The organism is Desulfovibrio sp. ZJ369, from assembly GCF_011039085.1.
Taxonomy (GTDB): Bacteria; Desulfobacterota; Desulfovibrionia; order Desulfovibrionales; family Desulfovibrionaceae; genus Desulfovibrio.
The window spans coordinates 40,614-58,133 of record NZ_JAAKEI010000016.1 but is presented as its reverse complement, the minus strand read 5'-3'; the positions used below and the strand labels follow the sequence as shown (position 1 = coordinate 58,133).

At 59.6% G+C, this 17,520-nt stretch carries 14 protein-coding genes; 9 read left to right on the top strand and 5 right to left on the bottom strand.

What is annotated here, in order from left to right:
* Positions 1-433, bottom strand: a 433-nt coding sequence (locus G7Y51_RS07360; RefSeq protein WP_165176058.1) for a flavodoxin family protein, incomplete at its 3' end; no start/stop codon positions are given.
* A gap of 479 nt (positions 434-912) precedes the next feature.
* On the opposite strand from G7Y51_RS07360, the gene cas6 reads away from it, so the two are divergent.
* From cas6 to G7Y51_RS07330, 4 genes are all read left to right on the top strand, one after another.
* Complete coding sequence (gene cas6, locus G7Y51_RS07355) at positions 913-1,815, top strand: CRISPR system precrRNA processing endoribonuclease RAMP protein Cas6 (RefSeq protein WP_206214273.1); 903 nt, start codon at positions 913-915, stop codon at positions 1,813-1,815.
* A 711-nt stretch (positions 1,816-2,526) separates the two neighbouring features.
* Positions 2,527-3,486: a metal ABC transporter substrate-binding protein gene (locus tag G7Y51_RS07340; RefSeq protein WP_165176050.1), complete on the top strand. Its 960-nt coding sequence runs from the start codon at positions 2,527-2,529 to the stop codon at positions 3,484-3,486.
* Positions 3,473-4,435: a metal ABC transporter ATP-binding protein gene (locus tag G7Y51_RS07335; RefSeq protein WP_165176064.1), complete on the top strand. Its 963-nt coding sequence runs from the start codon at positions 3,473-3,475 to the stop codon at positions 4,433-4,435. The genes G7Y51_RS07340 and G7Y51_RS07335 overlap by 14 nt, the downstream gene beginning before the upstream one ends.
* Complete coding sequence (locus G7Y51_RS07330; protein ID WP_165176048.1) at positions 4,428-5,291, top strand: metal ABC transporter permease; 864 nt, start codon at positions 4,428-4,430, stop codon at positions 5,289-5,291. The genes G7Y51_RS07335 and G7Y51_RS07330 overlap by 8 nt, the downstream gene beginning before the upstream one ends.
* Before the next feature lie 41 nt (positions 5,292-5,332).
* On the opposite strand, the gene G7Y51_RS07325 is transcribed toward G7Y51_RS07330, so the two are convergent.
* Entirely contained in the window at positions 5,333-6,691 is a 1,359-nt protein-coding gene (locus G7Y51_RS07325; protein WP_165176046.1) for an MATE family efflux transporter, read from the bottom strand.
* A gap of 274 nt (positions 6,692-6,965) precedes the next feature.
* Positions 6,966-8,090, bottom strand: coding sequence for a cyclopropane fatty acyl phospholipid synthase (gene cfa, locus G7Y51_RS07320; protein WP_165176044.1), 1,125 nt, complete (start codon positions 8,088-8,090; stop codon positions 6,966-6,968).
* A 356-nt stretch (positions 8,091-8,446) separates the two neighbouring features.
* Between cfa and rfbB the strand changes: the two genes are divergently transcribed.
* The 5 genes from rfbB (at position 8,447) to G7Y51_RS07295 (ending at position 14,608) form a co-directional block, all read left to right on the top strand.
* Complete coding sequence (gene rfbB, locus G7Y51_RS07315) at positions 8,447-9,526, top strand: dTDP-glucose 4,6-dehydratase (RefSeq protein WP_165176042.1); 1,080 nt, start codon at positions 8,447-8,449, stop codon at positions 9,524-9,526.
* 7 nt (positions 9,527-9,533) lie between these two features.
* Entirely contained in the window at positions 9,534-10,409 is an 876-nt protein-coding gene (rfbA, locus tag G7Y51_RS07310) for a glucose-1-phosphate thymidylyltransferase RfbA (protein WP_165176040.1), read from the top strand.
* Positions 10,410-10,435: 26 nt separating this feature from the next.
* Complete coding sequence (gene rfbC / locus G7Y51_RS07305) at positions 10,436-10,981, top strand: dTDP-4-dehydrorhamnose 3,5-epimerase (protein ID WP_165176038.1); 546 nt, start codon at positions 10,436-10,438, stop codon at positions 10,979-10,981.
* Positions 10,982-10,986: 5 nt separating this feature from the next.
* Positions 10,987-12,144, top strand: coding sequence for a glycosyltransferase (locus tag G7Y51_RS07300; protein ID WP_165176036.1), 1,158 nt, complete (start codon positions 10,987-10,989; stop codon positions 12,142-12,144).
* Positions 12,145-12,421: 277 nt separating this feature from the next.
* Positions 12,422-14,608 carry a glycosyltransferase gene (locus G7Y51_RS07295; RefSeq protein ID WP_165176034.1) on the top strand — a complete coding sequence of 729 codons (2,187 nt, stop codon included), beginning with the start codon at positions 12,422-12,424 and terminating at the stop codon, positions 14,606-14,608.
* 28 nt (positions 14,609-14,636) lie between these two features.
* On the opposite strand, the gene G7Y51_RS07290 is transcribed toward G7Y51_RS07295, so the two are convergent.
* Positions 14,637-15,620 carry a hypothetical protein gene (locus tag G7Y51_RS07290; protein WP_241160167.1) on the bottom strand — a complete coding sequence of 328 codons (984 nt, stop codon included), beginning with the start codon at positions 15,618-15,620 and terminating at the stop codon, positions 14,637-14,639.
* 58 nt (positions 15,621-15,678) lie between these two features.
* Positions 15,679-17,457 (bottom strand): formate--tetrahydrofolate ligase, encoded by a 1,779-nt coding sequence (locus G7Y51_RS07285; RefSeq protein ID WP_165176032.1) that lies wholly within the window; start codon positions 17,455-17,457, stop codon positions 15,679-15,681.
* Positions 17,458-17,520: the final 63 nt, after the last annotated feature.

Here is a 17,520-nt window from a genome sequence, read left to right as displayed (position 1 = left end):
GCAGCAGTCCCGTGTAAGCCGTATCGGGCGCGTTGCTGGTCATGATCAGCAGCACGGGGATCGGATTTTGATTGCAACACGGCGTTTCACTGTTATAGGTCAAATTTTGGAACACCAGCCGTTCATAAAGCGCCCGGAACGAGGCTGTCATTTCGCTGAGATAATTCGGAGAACCAATGATCAGTCCGTCAGCTTCGCGGATGGCATCCAGTACTTTTGTCAGTCCATCACGGCACACGCAGCGCCCTTTGTTCTGGTTTTTCTTGCATCCAAAACAGGAAATACACCCGGTATATTTTTCGAGACGGAACAGGTTGAATTTTTCCACTGTTGCGCCTGAGGACTCAGCGCCTTTCGATGCCTCGGTGATCAGGGTATCAGTGTTCCAGCCTTTCCGTGGCCCGGCATTGACCGCTATAATGTTTTTACTCATCAATTTCGCCTCGTTCAGTGTTTTTTTCGTTCAACACCCGGCTTGAAAGCGTTCGGGAGCCGACTTCTTACTTCCCTCGTACACCGTCTTTTCCTCATCGTAAATGATCGGCTGATCCGCCCAGGTTTTCCCGTTTTTTTCTTCAGCCATCGCGCAGCGTAATTGCTTTCGCCATTTTGAGGCGTTTCCAGGTTCAGGGTCAGAAGGCCGGGCTCTGGCCAGGCAAGGCAGCTAGAGCATTTTCTCTTTGAAAATGCTCTGCTGACGCGAAAGCGGCAGCCGCCGCAACGCGGCGTACATTCAGGCGAAAACCGCGTTTTTCGCCTGAATGCCACCTTTGACTTTCATAAAAAGTCAAAGGTAATCTGCTCTAGGGAGCCGTGGGATCGCAGGAGGGGGCATTTGCGGATGCGGCCTATTTGTCTTAACCTCTCACTATGCGTTACCTTTCCGTAGAATTTTTCTTTCGGGCACGAACCGTGGCCCAGTTTCCATGGTATACGGGCTCCATGCTGCGTGGCGCTTTGGGCAACAGCCTGCGTCATGCCGTCTGTATGATGCAGGGCAAAGATTGCCCTGACTGTATGCTTGCTGGTACATGCGCTTTCCCCAGGCTTTTTACCTTTGTCAACGCGCCGGAAAACAGCCAGTCTGCCCCGATGCTGCCCCCTCCCTTCTGCATTGAGGCGCCACAAGGGGCAAGGGGGGATCTCGCGCCTGGGGACACCTTCAGGTTCACTCTGAAATTATTCGCCTATGCCGCAGATTACCTCCCGTATTTCATCCACGCCTTCAAACTGGCCGGGGAACGGGGTATGGGGCGCGGCATTGCCGAAGGGAAGGGCAGGCTTTCTCTTTGTGATGTCAGGCAGGGCGATGTCTCGATCTATGACGCGGAGAGCGAGAGGCTGCTGCCTCACAAGGCGGAAGATCTCTCGCTTCCCCGTCTTGGGGACTCCCATGTAACAGGGATGGTGAGCGTGGAGTTACGTACTCCATTGCGCTTCAAGCAAGCGAACCACCTCGCTGCGGAGCTGGATTTTCCGCTACTGGTACGGCTTATCTTGCGAAGGGTGGCGAATCTGGAGGCCCTGGAGGGGAGGTCGTTTCGTCTGCCCCCGGCCGAGTTTGCCGCCTTGCGAGAGACAGCCGCCACTGTCCGGAGCGAGGCTACCCATCTGCACTGGCATGACTGGCGCCGTTATTCCGGGCGGCAGAACACGGCCATGCAGCTTGGGGGACTGATGGGACGCGTCAGCTATACGGGACCATTGGCGGCATTTGCCGAATATCTCGATTTCGCAGCCAGGGTTCATCTGGGAAAGCAGACAAGTTTCGGCCTGGGGGCACTGAGTCTCAGCTGGGAATGCGCCAATGGATAGCATCCTGCTTGCGGTGAGCGGACTCCGGCCACAAATTTTTACGGAAACGCTCTATGCACTGCACAGTGAGGGGCATTTCCCATCCCGCGCAGTGATTCTTACCACCCAACAGGGGGCGGAACTTGCTCGATATGCACTTTTGGGCAGGGACGGACATATAGCGCTTTCCTTCACGACTATGGGCTGCCGTCAAGCGCCAACCCGCTTTCTGAAAAAGGAGAGCATTAACAATATGATGTAAATGTGTTATATCCTTCCAAAAGGAGGAGCGCATGGAAGCAAAGCCCGACTGCCCCAAGTGCCATGCCAGCACGGTATACGGATAAGTGGAAGGTTTATCCTCTGGAGACAGGCGAAAACGATCTGCTTCAGGGGAAAAGTGGCACAGTCCGCATAGAAAGGAACAATTGTCGCCAGCGTCACTGGTTTGCCAGATTCCGCCGAAAGTCGGTCGTTGTTTCACGAAGTCTGCACATGGTTGACTTGACGATGGCTCTTTTTGCCAGGTTTCATGTGAATGGAACTCTGGATGACATTAAAACATTATTTGATTAATACTCTCCGGAATTTTTACGCAACGACTCACACGGCCTGCAACAGCTCACTACGGTTTGACGCAGCAAGAGTGCGGACAGACCGCGCCTTGACAGCCCTCAACGAGCGTCGTAACAAAATTACGTTACGAGAAATCAAAAAAATGGAACAGACAGCATGCAGACCACATTTTCCGTGCGCTGCCGCGCATGCCTGACCATGATCCTGGCCGGGCTTTTTTTCAGCCTGCTTTTTCCGGCAGGCGGCAAGGCCGGGCCACTGGAGCAGCCCGCTGAGCTGCGCGTGCTGGCCACGACCTTTCCCGTCTATCTTTTTACCCGCAACGTGGCTCACAGCCGCCCTTATGTCCATGTGGAACTGCTGATCCCGGCTCCGAGCGGCTGCCCCCATGATTACAGTCTGACTCCCCGGGATATGCAGAAGCTGGATCAGGCTCAGGTGCTGGTGATCAACGGCCTTGGCCTGGAGGATTTTCTGGGCGCGCCACTGCAAAAAAACAATTCCCTGCGCGTCATCGACAGCAGCGCTGGCATTGCGCCGCTGTCTCTGCCCCCAGGCGCGCAGGCGCACGGACACGGGAAAGACAATAATAACGATGTGAACCCCCACCTTTTTGCCAGTCCTCAACAGGCTGCGGCCATGACGTATACTATCGCCAACGGCCTGGCGCGCATTGACCCCGCGGGAGCCGCAGCCTACCGCGCCGCGGCCGAGGCCTATGCCGCGCGCCTGCTGTCCCTGGGCAGACGCCTGCACATGCTGGGCGCCTGCGCCCCGCGCAAGGGCATTGTGCTCCAGCACGACGCCCTGGCCTATCTGGCGCATGACGCGGGCCTGGACGTCATGGCCGTGATTCAGGAAAGCGAGGATACGCAGCCCTCAGCGGCACGATTGATCGCGCTTGCGAAGCTGATCCGGCGGGAAAAGCCCGTGCTGATCGCCGGCGAGCCGCAGTATTCGGACAAGCCCGCGCTTGCGCTTTCCCGGGAAACCGGCGTGCCCACGGCTCTGCTCGACCCTGTGGCTTCGGGCCCGGCCGATGCCCCCCTGGATTATTACGAAACCGTGATGTCCGCCAATTGCCGAACCCTTGAGCACTACTTTGATCCGCGCTGAAGCTCCGGGCCCGGCCGTGCGCTTTGAGCATGTGAGCGTGCGCCGCGGCCAAAAACAGATCCTTGAGGATGTCTGCGCCGAAGTGCCGTGCGGCGGCAGCACCGTGCTGGTGGGCCCCAACGGCGCGGGCAAGACCACCTTGCTGCTGTGCCTGATCGGCGAGATTACGCACACGGGGAGCATTTGCCGCTTCACGCGGGGTAAAACCGGCGCGGCGCCGCGCCTGGGATATGTGCCGCAGCAACTGTATATGGATCACAGTCTGCCGCTGCTGGTCAGTGAATTTCTGGCCCTGGGCCGCCGACGCAGCCCGCTCTGGCTGGGTCTGCGCCGGAATGAGCGGGCGCGCAACCGTGACTTGCTGGAGCTTGTGCGGGCCGGTCATCTTGCGGATCGCCGTGTGGGCGATCTTTCCGGCGGCGAATTGCGCAGAGTGCTGCTGGCCGCGGCTCTGGCCCGCGAGCCGGATCTGCTGGTGCTTGACGAACCGGCTGCGGGTGTGGATGTGCACGGAGAGCGCCTCTTATGGGAAGTGCTGGACGCGGCCCGGCGGAAACAGGGCTTTACGCAGCTCATGGTCAGTCACAATCTCCCCCTGGCCGCGCATTACGCCACCCATGTCATCTGCCTGGACAAACGCGTGCTCGCGCAGGGGCCGCCGCGTTCCACGCTGACCTCAGCCGCTCTGCTGCAACTCTTCGGCGTGCCCATTCATCTTTACCCGGATCAGTGCGGCGTCGGCGATCCGCCCTGCCCGCAATGCGGGGCCCTTGGCGGAGCGGATCATGTGGCGCAGAACTCCTTGCAGCAAGCCGCGCCCTGCCTGGGCTGCGCCGCTTTTGCGGCGCCGGGCCCGGCAGAGGCGGCCACCGGCACCAGGCCCTCTGCCACAGCAGCCGCACGCGGATCACAGCCGGACCTTGCGCCCAAGGGAAAAGCCCATGTTTGATTTTTCCCCGGTTTACTCGCTGATCGCCCTCCTGCCCCTGGACTGCCTGCAAAGCCGCTTCATGCAGCAAGCCTTGCTCGGCCTGCTTTTGCTGACGCCCATGGCTGCGGTGCTGGGCGTGCAGGTGCTTAATTTCCGCATGGCCTTTTTTTCGGACGCCATAGGCCATTCCGCGTTCGCGGGCGTGGCGCTCGGCCTGATCCTGGCCGTGAATCCGCGCCTTTCCATGCCGCTCTTCGGCGTGCTGGTGGGCCTTGCGATCATGGCCGTGCGCCGCAAGAGCAATCTCTCCGCGGACACGGTCATCGGCATTGTCTTTTCCGCGGTGGTGGCTTTCGGGCTGGCGGTGGTCAGCCGCTTTCACGGCGTGGCCCGCGACATGCAGCAATTCCTGTACGGGGATATTTTAACGATCAGCGAGACCGAGATTACTTTTCTGGCCCTGCTTTTTCCGGCCCTGATGCTTTTTCAGGCCGTGGGCTATAACCGGCTGCTGCAAATCGCGCTGCATCCGGTCACGGCAAAGGCGCATGGCGTGCGCGTGGCCCTCTGGCAATACCTTTTCGCCGGGCTGCTGGCGCTGGTGGTGATGTTCTCGGTCCGGGCCGTGGGCGTGCTTCTGGTCACGGCCATGCTGATCGTCCCGGCGGCCACGGCCCGCAACCTGGCGCGGACGGCCGGCGGCATGTTCTGGTGGGCCCTGCTGGTGGGCCTCAGTTCCGGCTTTGCAGGGCTTACGCTCTCGGCTCAGGACTGGCTTGCCACAGCCAGCGGGGCCACTGTCATTCTGGCAGCCTGCGCCTGGTTCGCGCTCAGCGCCGCGCTGGCGGCCCTTCGCGGACATCGGCGGAATTGACCGGCCCTTCTGCGGCGGCGGAATCCGGGCCCGAACATCTTTTACGCGGATGACTCAAGCGGCGGCAGGCCCTGGCGGCTCAAGCGGCGCATGGTGGCATAATAGGCGATGCCCAGCGGCAGCGCCGCGCCGATCCAGGCCAGAGGATTGGCCAGGCATACGCCGTTAAAGCCCCACCACACGGCCAGCACAACTGCGGCCAGAGCCCGCATAAGCAGTTCCATGACGCCCGCCAGGGTGGGCACCAGGCTCTGCCCCAGGCCTTGCAGCGTATTGCGATAGATGAACAGCAGGGCCAGTGCCCAGTACATGCTGCCGTTGACCAGCAGATACGTCCGGCCCATTTCAATGACCCTGCTCTGCCCTTCGCCCACAAAAAGCGCGATCAGATAATGCCCGCCCATAATGTTGGCCGTTGCGATAAGGATGCTGAACCCCACGGACATCAGACAGCATTGGCGCACGCCCAGTCTGATCCGTGCCAGATCGCGCGCGCCGTAGTTCTGCCCGGTATAGGTCGCCATGGCCAGGCCAAAGGACATCATGGGCAGCACGGCCACCATGTCGATTTTCTGCGCGGCGGTATACGCGGCCACGGCCAAAGGCCCAAGGCTGTTCAAGGCGGCCTGCAGAATGATTGCGCCCACAGCGATCACGGACATCTGAAACCCCATTGGCAAACCGATATACAGGGGCTTCCAGAAATCCTTGAAGCCGAGCTTCCAATCTTTGGTATGAGGGCGCAGCATGGGCAGTTTTTTGATGATGTAGCCCGCGCACAGCACGCCCGCCACGATCTGGGCCAGCACAGTGGCCCAGGCCGCTCCGGCCACCCCCATTTTGAAGTAAAGGATAAACAAGAAATCCAAAATAATATTCAGGATGCAGGCGATGATCAGAAAACAGAGCGGCGTTCTGGTATCGCCCAAGGCCATGATCATGTTTGAAAGCAGGTTGAAAAGCACGCCCGCGCCGATGCCCCACGAAATGACGATAATATACCTGCAGGCGTCTTCCATGATTTCCGGCGGCGTGAGCATAAGCGTGAGAACCGCGCGCGAAAGGAGCACGCCGCAGACCGTAAGGATGACCGCGGCAAGAGCGCTCAGGATAATGCCCGCGCAAAAGCTGCGCCGCACGCCGACTTTATTGCGCGCGCCGTAAAACTGGGCCGTGACGATGGAAAAGCCGGATGTCATGCCCATCAGAAAGCCGACGATCAAAAAAAGCAGACCGCCGGTGCTGCCCACGGCCGCCAGAGCCGTGACGCCGATGGTCCGGCCGACTATCAGCGTGTCGGCCATATTGTAGATCTGCTGAAACAAATTGCCTATGAAGAGCGGCAAAGCGAAGAGGAAGATCAACTTTGCCGGATTGCCCTGGGTCAGATTTTTCGCCATAGATATCGTCGTAGAGTATTTTGCTTTTGAAATTTTCCAATTTCAAAAGCGGCGCTGCCATCATTTCCCCGCAAGCGGGACAAGCGCCTGAAAAACGTAGTTTTCAGGCTCATTCGGCGCGGGCGACAGCTAACGCTGTCGCCAGAGCTGTTTAGCTAATTTCATTAGCAAACAGCTCTAAAAAGCAGATCCGCCGCCACGGAAAAGGAAAATATCAGCTTTGCCCAGGCCCCGGCGTGGCAGTCTGCCGTGAGTGATTGTCCTGTTTTGCCTTTCAGGCCCGGCCCGCGAGATCGGGGCGCGCATAGCCGCCCGCAACGCCGCCGGGGCTGAGCATAATCTGCCACAACTGCAGATCCCTGGCGCGGAAGGCCCCGGCGCAGCTCAACAGATAATACCGAAACATGCGGAAGACGGTCTCGGAGCAGGTAAATCTGCCCTGCTCGCGTCCACGGCTGAAATTCCGCTCCCAGGCCATCAGGGTTTTGTCGTAGTCGGCCCCGAAGTTATGCCAGTCTTCCATGATGAAGCGTCCGGATATGGCCTCGCCAATCTGGGCAATGCTGGGCAGGATGCCATTTTTGAAAATATACTTTTCGATCCAGGGGTCAACGGACAACGTTTTTTTGTTGGAACCAATGGTATGCAGCAAAAAGAGGCCGTCCTTCTCCAGCAGCCTGCGGGCAGTCTCCATGAAGACAGCATAGTTTTTATGCCCCACATGCTCGAACATGCCCACTGAGACAATGCGATCATATTTGCCGGACAGCGAACGGTAGTCCTCCAAAAGCCATTCCGCATCCAGACCCTCACTGTGGGCTTGCGCATAGGCGGCCTGGGCTTTGGAAACCGTGATGCCTGTCACATGAACGCCGTACTGCGCTGCCATATAGCGCCCGAGACCACCCCAGCCGCAGCCGATGTCGAGCACGCGCATGCCCGGCCGCAGGCCCAGTTTGCGACAGATCATCTCCATCTTGTTTTGCTGGGCCTGCTCCAGATTTTCGGCGTCTTTCCAATACCCGCAACTGTATTGCATGCCAGAGTCAAGCATGGCCGCAAAAACGTCGTTGCCGAAATCATAGTGGCCCACGGCCACCATGCGGGCGCGCGCCACGCTTTGCAGATTGCGCAGGCGATACGCGACAATGCCGAGCAGAACCGGCAGATTCAGATGGAAATATTTTTCCAGCTGACCGTGGAGGACCCTGTAAAAAAACTGATCCAGGGCTTCGCAGTCCCACCAGCCTTCCATATAGGCCTCACCGAGCCCCAGACTGCCCTGCCGGATGACCCTGGACAAAAGACGATCATCGTGAATCTGAATATCCGAGGGGCGGGAACCGTTAATCCGCACATCGATCCTGGCCAGCATCTCTTTGATGACCGACTCTGTCATGGGTATCCTACTCCACTTCTGACTTTTACTTATTTTTTCCGCCACTGAGCGGCGTCAAAAAAATGCCGTTTAAACCCCGGTGGCGCGTCACATATCAGAGAGCCACGGCATTTCATAGATTATTTTTTACTCTTTTTGACTTATCCCCAACAAGGCAAGATGACAAGTGGATACCCGGAGCCCGACAGCATAGGGCCGTAACCATTGACTGCATCGCTGCCCATGTCGCACTGCTGTCCCTTCCCTTGCCGGGGGCGCAAAGAAGCAGGCTTTGCGCTGCGGAACAGATTTTGCTAATATATTAAAAAATCAAAAAATGCTGAAAAAGCCTCCTTGCAACACAACAGGGTATGTGAATGACGCACACTCTTCTGGTCACGGGCGGCGCGGGCTTCATCGGCTCGGCCGTGGTGCGCGAGGTGCTGTTGGCGAGCGCATGGCGCGTCGTCAACGTGGACAAGCTCACCTATTCCGGCAATCCGGCGTCTTTGGCTGATGTGGCCGATAATCCGCGCTACCACTTCATACACGCGGACATTGCGGATCCCGCGGCCATGCGCGCCGCCTTTGAGGTCTTCAAGCCTGCCGCTGTCATGCATCTGGCGGCCGAAAGCCATGTGGATCGGTCCATCGACAACCCGGCTGCCTTTCTGGAGACTAATGTGCGGGGCACGTTCGTGCTGCTGGAAGAAGCGCGCCGCTACTGGAAAGGCCTGAAAACCGCGGAGCCGCAAAAAGCCCGCGATTTCCGCTTTCATCACATTTCCACGGATGAAGTTTTCGGAGATCTCGCAGAGACGCAAACCGCTTTCTCCGAGAGCACGCCGTACGCCCCAAGCTCGCCCTATTCCGCGAGCAAGGCCGCATCTGATCATCTGGTCCGGGCCTGGCAGCGCACCTACGGTCTGCCCACCCTGGTGACCAACTGCTCCAATAACTACGGGCCGCGCCAATTCCCGGAAAAACTTATCCCGCTGACGATTCTCAATGCCCTGGCCGGGCGCGAGCTGCCCATCTATGGCGACGGCCGTCAGGTACGCGACTGGCTCTTTGTGGAGGATCATGTGCGCGCGCTTTTGCTTGTGCTGGCGCACGGCCGGGAGGGCGAGACCTACGCTGTGGGCGGGCATTGCGAAAAACAAAATGTGGAGGTGGTGCGCGCCGTTTGCGAGATACTGGAGGAATTGGCGCCGCAAAAACCCGCCGGTCTCGGCAGGTATGCGGATTTGATCCGTTTTGTGCGTGATCGTCCGGGTCACGACGGGCGCTACGCCATTGACGCCGCAAAAATCAGAAGGGAGCTGGGCTGGCGGCCGCGGGAGGATTTTGCATCCGGCCTGCGCAAAACCGTGCGCTGGTATCTTGAAAACAAAGCCTGGTGGCAGCCCATTCTTGACGGCACATACCGTTGCCAACGGCTGGGCGTCGCCGTCTGAGGTCAGCATGAACTACAAAGGCATTGTTCTGGCCGGCGGCACCGGCACCCGGCTGCATCCCATTACGCTCGGGGTTTCCAAGCAGCTTTTGCCGATTTACGACAAGCCCATGATTTATTATCCCTTGTCGGTGCTCATGCTGGCGGGCATTCGTGAAATACTGGTCATTTCCACGCCCGCCGATCTGCCCCAATACCGGCGTCTGCTCGGCGACGGCTCCCGCTTTGGCCTGGAGCTGAGCTACGCCGTGCAGCCCGAACCCCAGGGCATTGCGCAGGCTTTTCTGATCGGCGAAAAATTTCTGGCTTCCTCGCCGGTATGCCTGATCCTGGGCGATAATATCTTTCACGGCCAGCATTTTACCGAAAAGTTGCTGCGCGCTGTTTCCGTGACGGACGGAGCCACCATTTTCGGGTATCTGGTCAAAGACCCGGAACGTTTCGGCGTGGTCTGCTTTGACGAAAAAGGCAACGCAACTTCCATTGTGGAAAAACCGGAAAAGCCCCTTTCTCCCTTTGCCGTCACCGGGCTGTATTTTTACGATCAGACCGTCGTCGAGCTGGCCAGAGGCATCAAGCCCTCGGCACGCGGCGAACTGGAAATCAGCAGCATTAATCAGGCCTATCTTGAGCAGGGACGATTGCGCGTCGAAAAGCTGGGGCGCGGCTTTGCCTGGCTGGATACCGGCACGCACACGAGTTTGCTGGAAGCATCGTCCTATGTGCACACCATTGAGGAACGCCAGGGCCTCAAGGTGGCCTGCCTGGAAGAAATCGCCTGGAGACAGGGCTGGATTGACGACGCGGCAATGGAGCGGGCCGGCAAGATGTTTGCCAGGACCGACTATGGCCAGTATCTGCTGCGTCTCTTGCAGATGCGTTGACGCAGTGGAACCGCCAAGGAGAGAATATGGAATTTACTGTCCTGGCCCCGAACGGACCTGTCTTGCTGACCCCCCAAGTATTGGGCGACGAGCGGGGCTTCTTTCTGGAAACGTTTCGGCAGAATGAATTTGAAAGCCACTGCGGCCCATATACCTTTGTGCAGGACAATCACAGCAAATCCCGCCTTGGCGTGCTGCGCGGCATGCACTACCAGCTTGTCGCGCCCCAGGGCAAACTTGTGCGTGTGACGCTTGGGCAAGTCTATGATGTGGTTGTGGACCTGCGCGTCTCCTCGCCTACCTTCGGCAAAAGTTTCGGCGCGCTGCTGGACGATCAACAGCGTCGGATGCTCTGGGTGCCTCCCGGATTTGCCCACGGATTCATTGTCACAAGCCCGGAAGCGGAATTCCTGTACAAGTGCACGGCCTATTATGCGCCGGATGACGAGCATTGCCTGCGCTGGGACGACCCGGCCCTCGGCATTGACTGGCCGCTGCCTGCGTCCGGGCCCATTGTTTCGGCCAAAGACAGGCAGGGGCTTTCCTTTGACGCCTGCCCCAAATATCGTTGATCGCCATGAGCAAACCGGACACGCCGCTTGTCAGCGTCATTATCCCGGCCTACAATTATGCCCGCTTTTTGCCGTGCGCCGTCAAAAGTGTTCAGGCCCAGAGTACTGACGGCGTTGCAACGGAAATACTCATTGTGGATGACGGCTCCACGGACAATACAGCGGCCGAGGCTCAGGCCTTTGGCGCGGCCGTGCGCTATATTTATCAGGAAAATCAGGGTCTCTCGGCGGCGCGCAATACAGGCCTGCGCGCGGCGCGCGGCGAGTATCTGGTTTTTCTGGATGCCGATGACCTGCTCGGCAAGGGCAATCTGGCCAGTCACCTGCGCCTTTTCGCAGCCCGCCCGGATCTGGAGATCAGCGTTTGTCTCTGCCTGCAGACCTTTGAGAGCCGGGAGGCGTCGGATGCCTTCTGGCCGCTGATGCAAAAGCATCTTGATCTGCATTTATGCAATGCCAATATTTCGCCGGTGCATACTTTTATGCTGCGCTCGCAAACAGCAGCCCAAGTCGGCTTTTTTGACGTTTCCCTCGGCGCCTGCGAGGATCAGGATTTCTGGCTGCGTTGCGCGGTGGCGGGCAAAATTTTTGCCTGCAACCCCGAAGGTCTCGTGATTTACCGCAAACATGGCCAAAGCATGACCAACCGGCATGTGCGCCAGCTGGTGTATGACGCGGCCATGCATTCAAAAGTGGGAAAGGCGCTGGACGAGACGCCGGACTTTCCGAAGGCAGGCAAATTTTCCGGCTGGCTGGCGCATGCCGCGGGCACGCTGGCCTGCGCCAGCCAGGTACTCGCTTTCAATCCTGCCCTGGGGGAGCGTCTGCTGGCCGAATTCGCGCGGGCCGTGGAGCAGGCTGCGCAGGCGCGCGCCTTGTGCGCACATGGCCGCGAGGAAGCTGAGCTGGAACACATCCGCCTGTGTCACGCGCTGCAAATCCTGCTCAACGGAACTGTCTGCAACAGGCGGCATTTTCCGGCTGCGCACAAGGCCCTGTATATGGTCAGACGGATGTTTAAAGACGTTTTGCGGGACACTGACCCCTCCGCTTTGCAGGCCCGGCATCGCAAGCTCCTGCGTCGCCTTTGCGTGGAACCGGAAAAAATGCTTGCCGCTTTGGCCAAAGCTCATGTCATCTATCAGCCCGCGCGCGATGTATGAGGGCTGCTTCAGCAAAAACCCTGGTCTTAGAGCATTTTCACTTTGAAAATGCTCTGCTGACGCGAAAGCGGCAGCCGCCGCAACGCGGCGTACATTCAGGCGAAAACCGCGTTTTTCGCCTGAATGCCACCTTTGACTTTTATAAAAAGTCAAAGGTAATCTGCTCTAGGATCCTTTCCGAGGGCGTTGCCGCCGCCTTGGGCGCTCGTCTGACCGCAGCAGCCCTGGTGGAATGACTTTCAGCATCAGGCGACAGCCCTGAACCGAGGAGAGATCGATGCGTATTCTTTGTCTGGCCGTGTTGATCGCGGATTTTCCCCAATTATTGAAAAAATTCGATTCCCAGATCCGGCAGTTGCGGCTCTATAATGCCGATACGCTGGGCTTTGCCATTGGCCCCTCCAGAGCCGAACAGACGCGGGGATACAGCTTCCGGTATCTGAGCCTGCCCTTCAATTTAGCGGACTATATGGCCGCGGCCGACTCTCTGGCTCAGGACATCAGACCCGATGTCATCTACTTCCGCTATCCCGGCGCCACGCGACGTCTCTGGCAATTTACGCTCCGCCACCCCAACGTGGTTTTTGAGCACAACACCGTGGAAGAGGCTGAATTCACGAAGCAAGCGCGCCTCAATGAAATTCGTTGGGGCCCGCGTGTGCTGGCCAAAGCCGCCGGGCTGTGCGCGGTGACGCACGAAATTCTGCGCTATGAGCAGCAGCGGGCAGGCAATAACAGGCCGGGGCTGATGCTCGGCAACGGCATTGAGCCGCAAAGCGTGCCCAAGCTTGATTTTGCACTGCCGGACGAGGGCATCCATATGCTCTGCGCAGCGCATTTTGCCCCCTGGCATGGCGTAGACCGCCTGCTGCACGGCATGGCCGCCTATGACGGCCCGCAGCGTTTCATCCTGCATCTGGCGGGCAGCGGCGAGTCATTGCCCCAATATCTGGATCTGGTCCGACGCTTGAACCTGGAGAATCAGGTACGCTTTCACGGCAGGCTCAATCAGGGCGAATTGGATAAGCTGGCCGCCACCTGTCATCTTGGCGTGGGCAGTCTGGCGCTGCATCGCATGGGCATGGCCGAGCACGCGTCCCTCAAACATCGGCAATACTGTTTGCAGGGCCTGCCGTTTTTCTTTGGCGGACGCGACGTGGATTTTGACCCGCTGCCGGATTTTGTCCTGAGCGTGCCGCAGAATGACGCGCCCATCGACATGGCTCCTTTGGCTGCCCTGGCCCGTTTTCCCGAAGAGCATCCGGAGGCGCGGGCGCTCATGCGCCGTTATGGCGAGGAGCATCTCTCCTGGCAGAGCAAAGGCGGCCGGCTCCACGAATTTTTGCATGCCTGCGCCGCGCGATCAGGCGAAACACGCTCTTTTGCCTGCGTGAGCGAGGGCTCGCCGCGGAAGAATACCGCGCTGCCACGGCCGGATGCCGTCAGCGCCGTCATCGCACTTGGCAACGACTGTTCAGGTTTGGAAGCGACCCTGCAAACGCTGCGGGAACAGGAGCCCTGGCAGAACCTTGCGCCGCAGTTGGAAGTTGTGTTCTCCGGCCCGCCCCATCTGACTGAAAAAGCGGCAGCCCTCTGGAAAAGCCTGGGTGACGGGGTCACGACTCCTGTCGAGGCTTCAGAGCCTGGGCAACAGCCATTTCCGAGCAGGCCTGCCGATCATTGGGAGGCCTGGAATACGGGCATAATGGCCGCCCGTGGCCCCTGGCTGCTGCCGCTGCTGCCCGGCGACGAACTGAACCGGGATCTGCTGCGATCACTCGCGTATTCCGTGCAATCACGGCCTGAGCTGAATATGATCACGGCCAGGGCTCAGGATGCCGAGGGCCGGACGTGCCTGCCACAGGGACTTGAGGAAATCCTGGAGGAAAAGGCTGCCGCGGGCTGTTCCCTGTTTCGGAAAAGCCTTTGGGAAGATGTGGGCGGCTACAAAACGCTGCATCCTTTTGGTCTGACGGATGCGCTCTTCTGGCTCGACTGTCTGGGCAGCGGCCAGTTGCGCCGCCATCTGCCGCGGGTCTGCCTTGTACGCGCGCTTCCCGGCTCCGCTCTGAACCCGGAGATTCCCGAAGCTCTGAAAGCGGATGCTCTGGCCATGCTGGTGACCATGTCTCCAAAGGCTTTTAGCCCGGATGACGTGCTCAAGGCCCAATCACGGCTCCTGCATTTTGAGCCTGCGGCGCTTCCGGCGTTGCTGGCCTGTGCGGAACGGCACCCCGGCCAGGCCTGGCCGCGGTTTTGTCTCGGTTTGACCCACGAAGGCCGGGGCAATCTGGCTGCCGCGGTTGCCTGCCAACAGGCGGCCGCCGATCGTGATCCCGAAGATTGGCAACCTCATTTGCGCCTGTATCTTCTGCACAGGGCTCTGGGGCTTCATCCGCAGGCAATTCTGGATAAAAAAGCCTGCCTGGAGCGCGCGGACAGCCTTAGAGCATTTTTTGATTGAAAACATCCATTTTCAATTAAAAAACGCTCTAGCCGAAAGCTTTTCCGGTTTTTTCCGCCAGCCACTTCAGATAGTCCGGATAGTGCCGCCGCAACAGCCCGAGAGCGTTCTCTTCAGCCAAAAGGTATCGCCTGGGCGTCACTTTGCCGGTGCCCACCCAGTGCTTGAGGTAGGGCTTGAGTTCAAAATGCCGCGCTTGCAGGCCCAGGGCGTGCAAACCGCGGAACCACTCCACGCCGATATCCAGACAGATGGGGCCGCATTGGCGGTAGGCTCCGGGCGGCAGAACAGGCCCGAAGGGCACGCAGTGAGGCCGGGTCTTTTCCAAATCCAAGAGGCAGGCCCACTCGTTGATCCGGCATTCGGGCAGGGGCCAGGGTTGCCGATCAAAAATGCCTTCAAAGCCCTGATCATAAGGCCGCACGAAAACGCCTCTGGCCCGGGCCAGCGCGTAAAGACGCCGCAATGCCGCACAGGAAGGCTGAAAATCAAGGTAGCTGCGCGGCCCGCAGGCGCTGCGCCCAAGCGCTTCCTGCATCAACGCCTCATGGCTGGCCGGGCAGTTCCAGCACTGGCCCAGCGCGCCCAGGGCAAAGGCAGGGCCCATTTGGGGCAGCATTGCGCCCAGAATATCCTTGAGCACCAGCACGTCGTTGTGCATGAGAAAGAGCTTGCGGCTCGTGCTGTGTTCAAAAGCATACTGATAGCGGATGCCCAGGCGGTAGGCGGGATCGGAAAAACGCGCGGGATCCGCGGCCTTGAGATCCAGCCAGTGATCCGGCTGAAAAACCTTGCAGCGCTCGCCCACAAGCTCGCGCAAATATTGAGCGATATGATAGGTGCTGATGCTGTCGTGCCGTGAGCCGTAGGGCTCGAACTGCAGCCAGATCTCATTGATGTGCGGCCCGCTGTGCCGCAACAGGGACAAAAGAGACAGGGCCGTCTGAAAGGGCTTGGCGAAAATGTTGACCGCCACGTCCACGCGCTCTGTCGGCAAAGAATCCGGCAACACAGGCCCGCTCCTGGAGCATTTTTTGATTGAAAATATCCATTTTCAATCAAAAAATGTTCTAAAAAAGTCCGGTCACGCGGCCGCTTTCCACATCCACATCAATATTACGGAACGCGGGACGTGAGCCGGTGCCGGGCATCAGGCTGATGTCTCCGGCCACCGGGCAGACCAGGCCCGCGCCGCCGAAGAGCAGCACATCCCGCACATGCAGCCGCCACGAGGCGGGCACGCCCTTGCGCGTGGGATCATCGGACAGAGAATACTGGGTCTTGACCATGCAGACCCCGAGCGAAGCAGCGTCCGGGCGCTCCTGCAGGGCCTTCAGGCGCTGCGCCGCCAGCGGCTCAAAGTCCACGCCGTCCGCGCCGTATATCTCGCGGGCAATGCGGTTGATCCGCTCGGTAAAAGGCAGGCTCCAATCATACAGGGGCTGAAAATGCCGCTTTTCGGAATTGCAGGCGTCCATAACCGCGTCGGCCAGTTCCAGCGCGCCTTCTCCGCCCTTTTCCCAATGCCCGGAGACAGCGACACGGGCCCCCGCAGATTCGCAGATGCGGCGGATGGCCGCGATTTCCGCCGGGCTGTCCGTATGAAACCTGTTGATGCAGACCACCGAAGGCACGCCGGAGCGGCGCACAATGCCGATATGGTGGAGCAGATTGACGCAGCCCGCTTCCACCAGGCCCACGTCCTCGCGGGTGTAGGGCTCCGGCAGCGGCTGGCCGGGCCGGGGCCGGGGCGCGCCGCCGTGGTTTTTGAGCGCGCGCACCGTGGCCACAATGACCGCCGCATCCGGCGCAAGCCCGCTGTACCGGCACTTCAGGTTCCAGAATTTCTCATAGCCCATTTCAGCGGCAAAGCCGGATTCCGTCACATGCACGTCGCTGAGCTTGAGGCCGACCCTGTCCGCGATGACCGAGCTCTGGCCCAGCGCGATATTGCCAAAAGGCCCGGTGTGCACCAGTACGGGCTGGCCTTCGATGGTCTGGATCAGATTGGGCTTGACGGCCTCCACCAGCCATGCGGTCATGGCCCCGTCCACTTCCAGGTCGGCCGTGGTCACGGGGTTGCCGTCCCGATCCAAAGCCAGAACCATGCGGCCCATGCGCTCGCGCAAATCGCGCAGATCGCGGGCCACGGAGAGGATCGACATCACCTCCGAGGCCACGGTAATGTCAAAATGCGAGCGCATCATGAAGCCGTCGTTGCGGCGTCCGTCGCCTTCAATGCCGATAATCACGTTACGCAAAGCCTGGGCGCAGAAATCCAGCACCCAGCCCGTGCCCACGCGCGTAGGGTCCACATTCAGGCGGCGTATGCCGGAAAGCCGCGCCAGCGTGGCGTCGTCGTAGTTGCGCTCATGCTGCATGCGCGCGGTCAGGGCAGTCATGGCCAGATTGTGCGCCGCGCCCACGGCATGGATGTCGCCCGTGAAATTGAGCGAATACGGCGTGAGCGGGATGCACTGCGAAAGGCCGCCGCCGGCTGCCGAACCCTTCATGCCCATGGTCGGGCCGCCCGAAGGCTGGCGGATGGCGGCCGAGGATCTGTAGCCCCGCCGGGCCAGGCCCTGCACCAGGCCGATGGTGGTTGTGGATTTGCCCTCGCCCAGGGGCGTGGGCGTGATGGCGGTCACGTCCACATATTTGCCATTGGGCCGATCCGCCAGACGCCGCAGCACGGATTGCTGCTCGATTTTGCCCATATAATGCCCGTAGGGCAATACTTCCGCGGGCTCAAGGCCCATTTCCGAGGCCAGAGCGTCAATGGTTTTCATGCGGGATTCCGCATCCAGGGCGATTTCCCAGTCCGGGTGCTTGGTGGGATCAAGAGTCATGGCTGCTCCGTGCAAAATAAAGTGACAGGGCTGAAATGTAAGGCCCGCCCGGCACGGCGTCAA

Coding starts and splice junctions, on each gene's coding strand:
- G7Y51_RS07300 (WP_165176036.1), top strand. CDS start 10,987: ATGAGCAAACCGGACACGCCGCTTGTCAGCGTCATTATCCCGGCCTAC.
- cfa (WP_165176044.1), bottom strand. CDS start 8,090: ATGACAGAGTCGGTCATCAAAGAGATGCTGGCCAGGATCGATGTGCGG.
- rfbA (WP_165176040.1), top strand. CDS start 9,534: ATGAACTACAAAGGCATTGTTCTGGCCGGCGGCACCGGCACCCGGCTG.
- G7Y51_RS07330 (WP_165176048.1), top strand. CDS start 4,428: ATGTTTGATTTTTCCCCGGTTTACTCGCTGATCGCCCTCCTGCCCCTG.
- rfbB (WP_165176042.1), top strand. CDS start 8,447: ATGACGCACACTCTTCTGGTCACGGGCGGCGCGGGCTTCATCGGCTCG.
- G7Y51_RS07325 (WP_165176046.1), bottom strand. CDS start 6,691: ATGGCGAAAAATCTGACCCAGGGCAATCCGGCAAAGTTGATCTTCCTC.
- G7Y51_RS07295 (WP_165176034.1), top strand. CDS start 12,422: ATGCGTATTCTTTGTCTGGCCGTGTTGATCGCGGATTTTCCCCAATTA.
- G7Y51_RS07285 (WP_165176032.1), bottom strand. CDS start 17,457: ATGACTCTTGATCCCACCAAGCACCCGGACTGGGAAATCGCCCTGGAT.
- rfbC (WP_165176038.1), top strand. CDS start 10,436: ATGGAATTTACTGTCCTGGCCCCGAACGGACCTGTCTTGCTGACCCCC.
- G7Y51_RS07340 (WP_165176050.1), top strand. CDS start 2,527: ATGCAGACCACATTTTCCGTGCGCTGCCGCGCATGCCTGACCATGATC.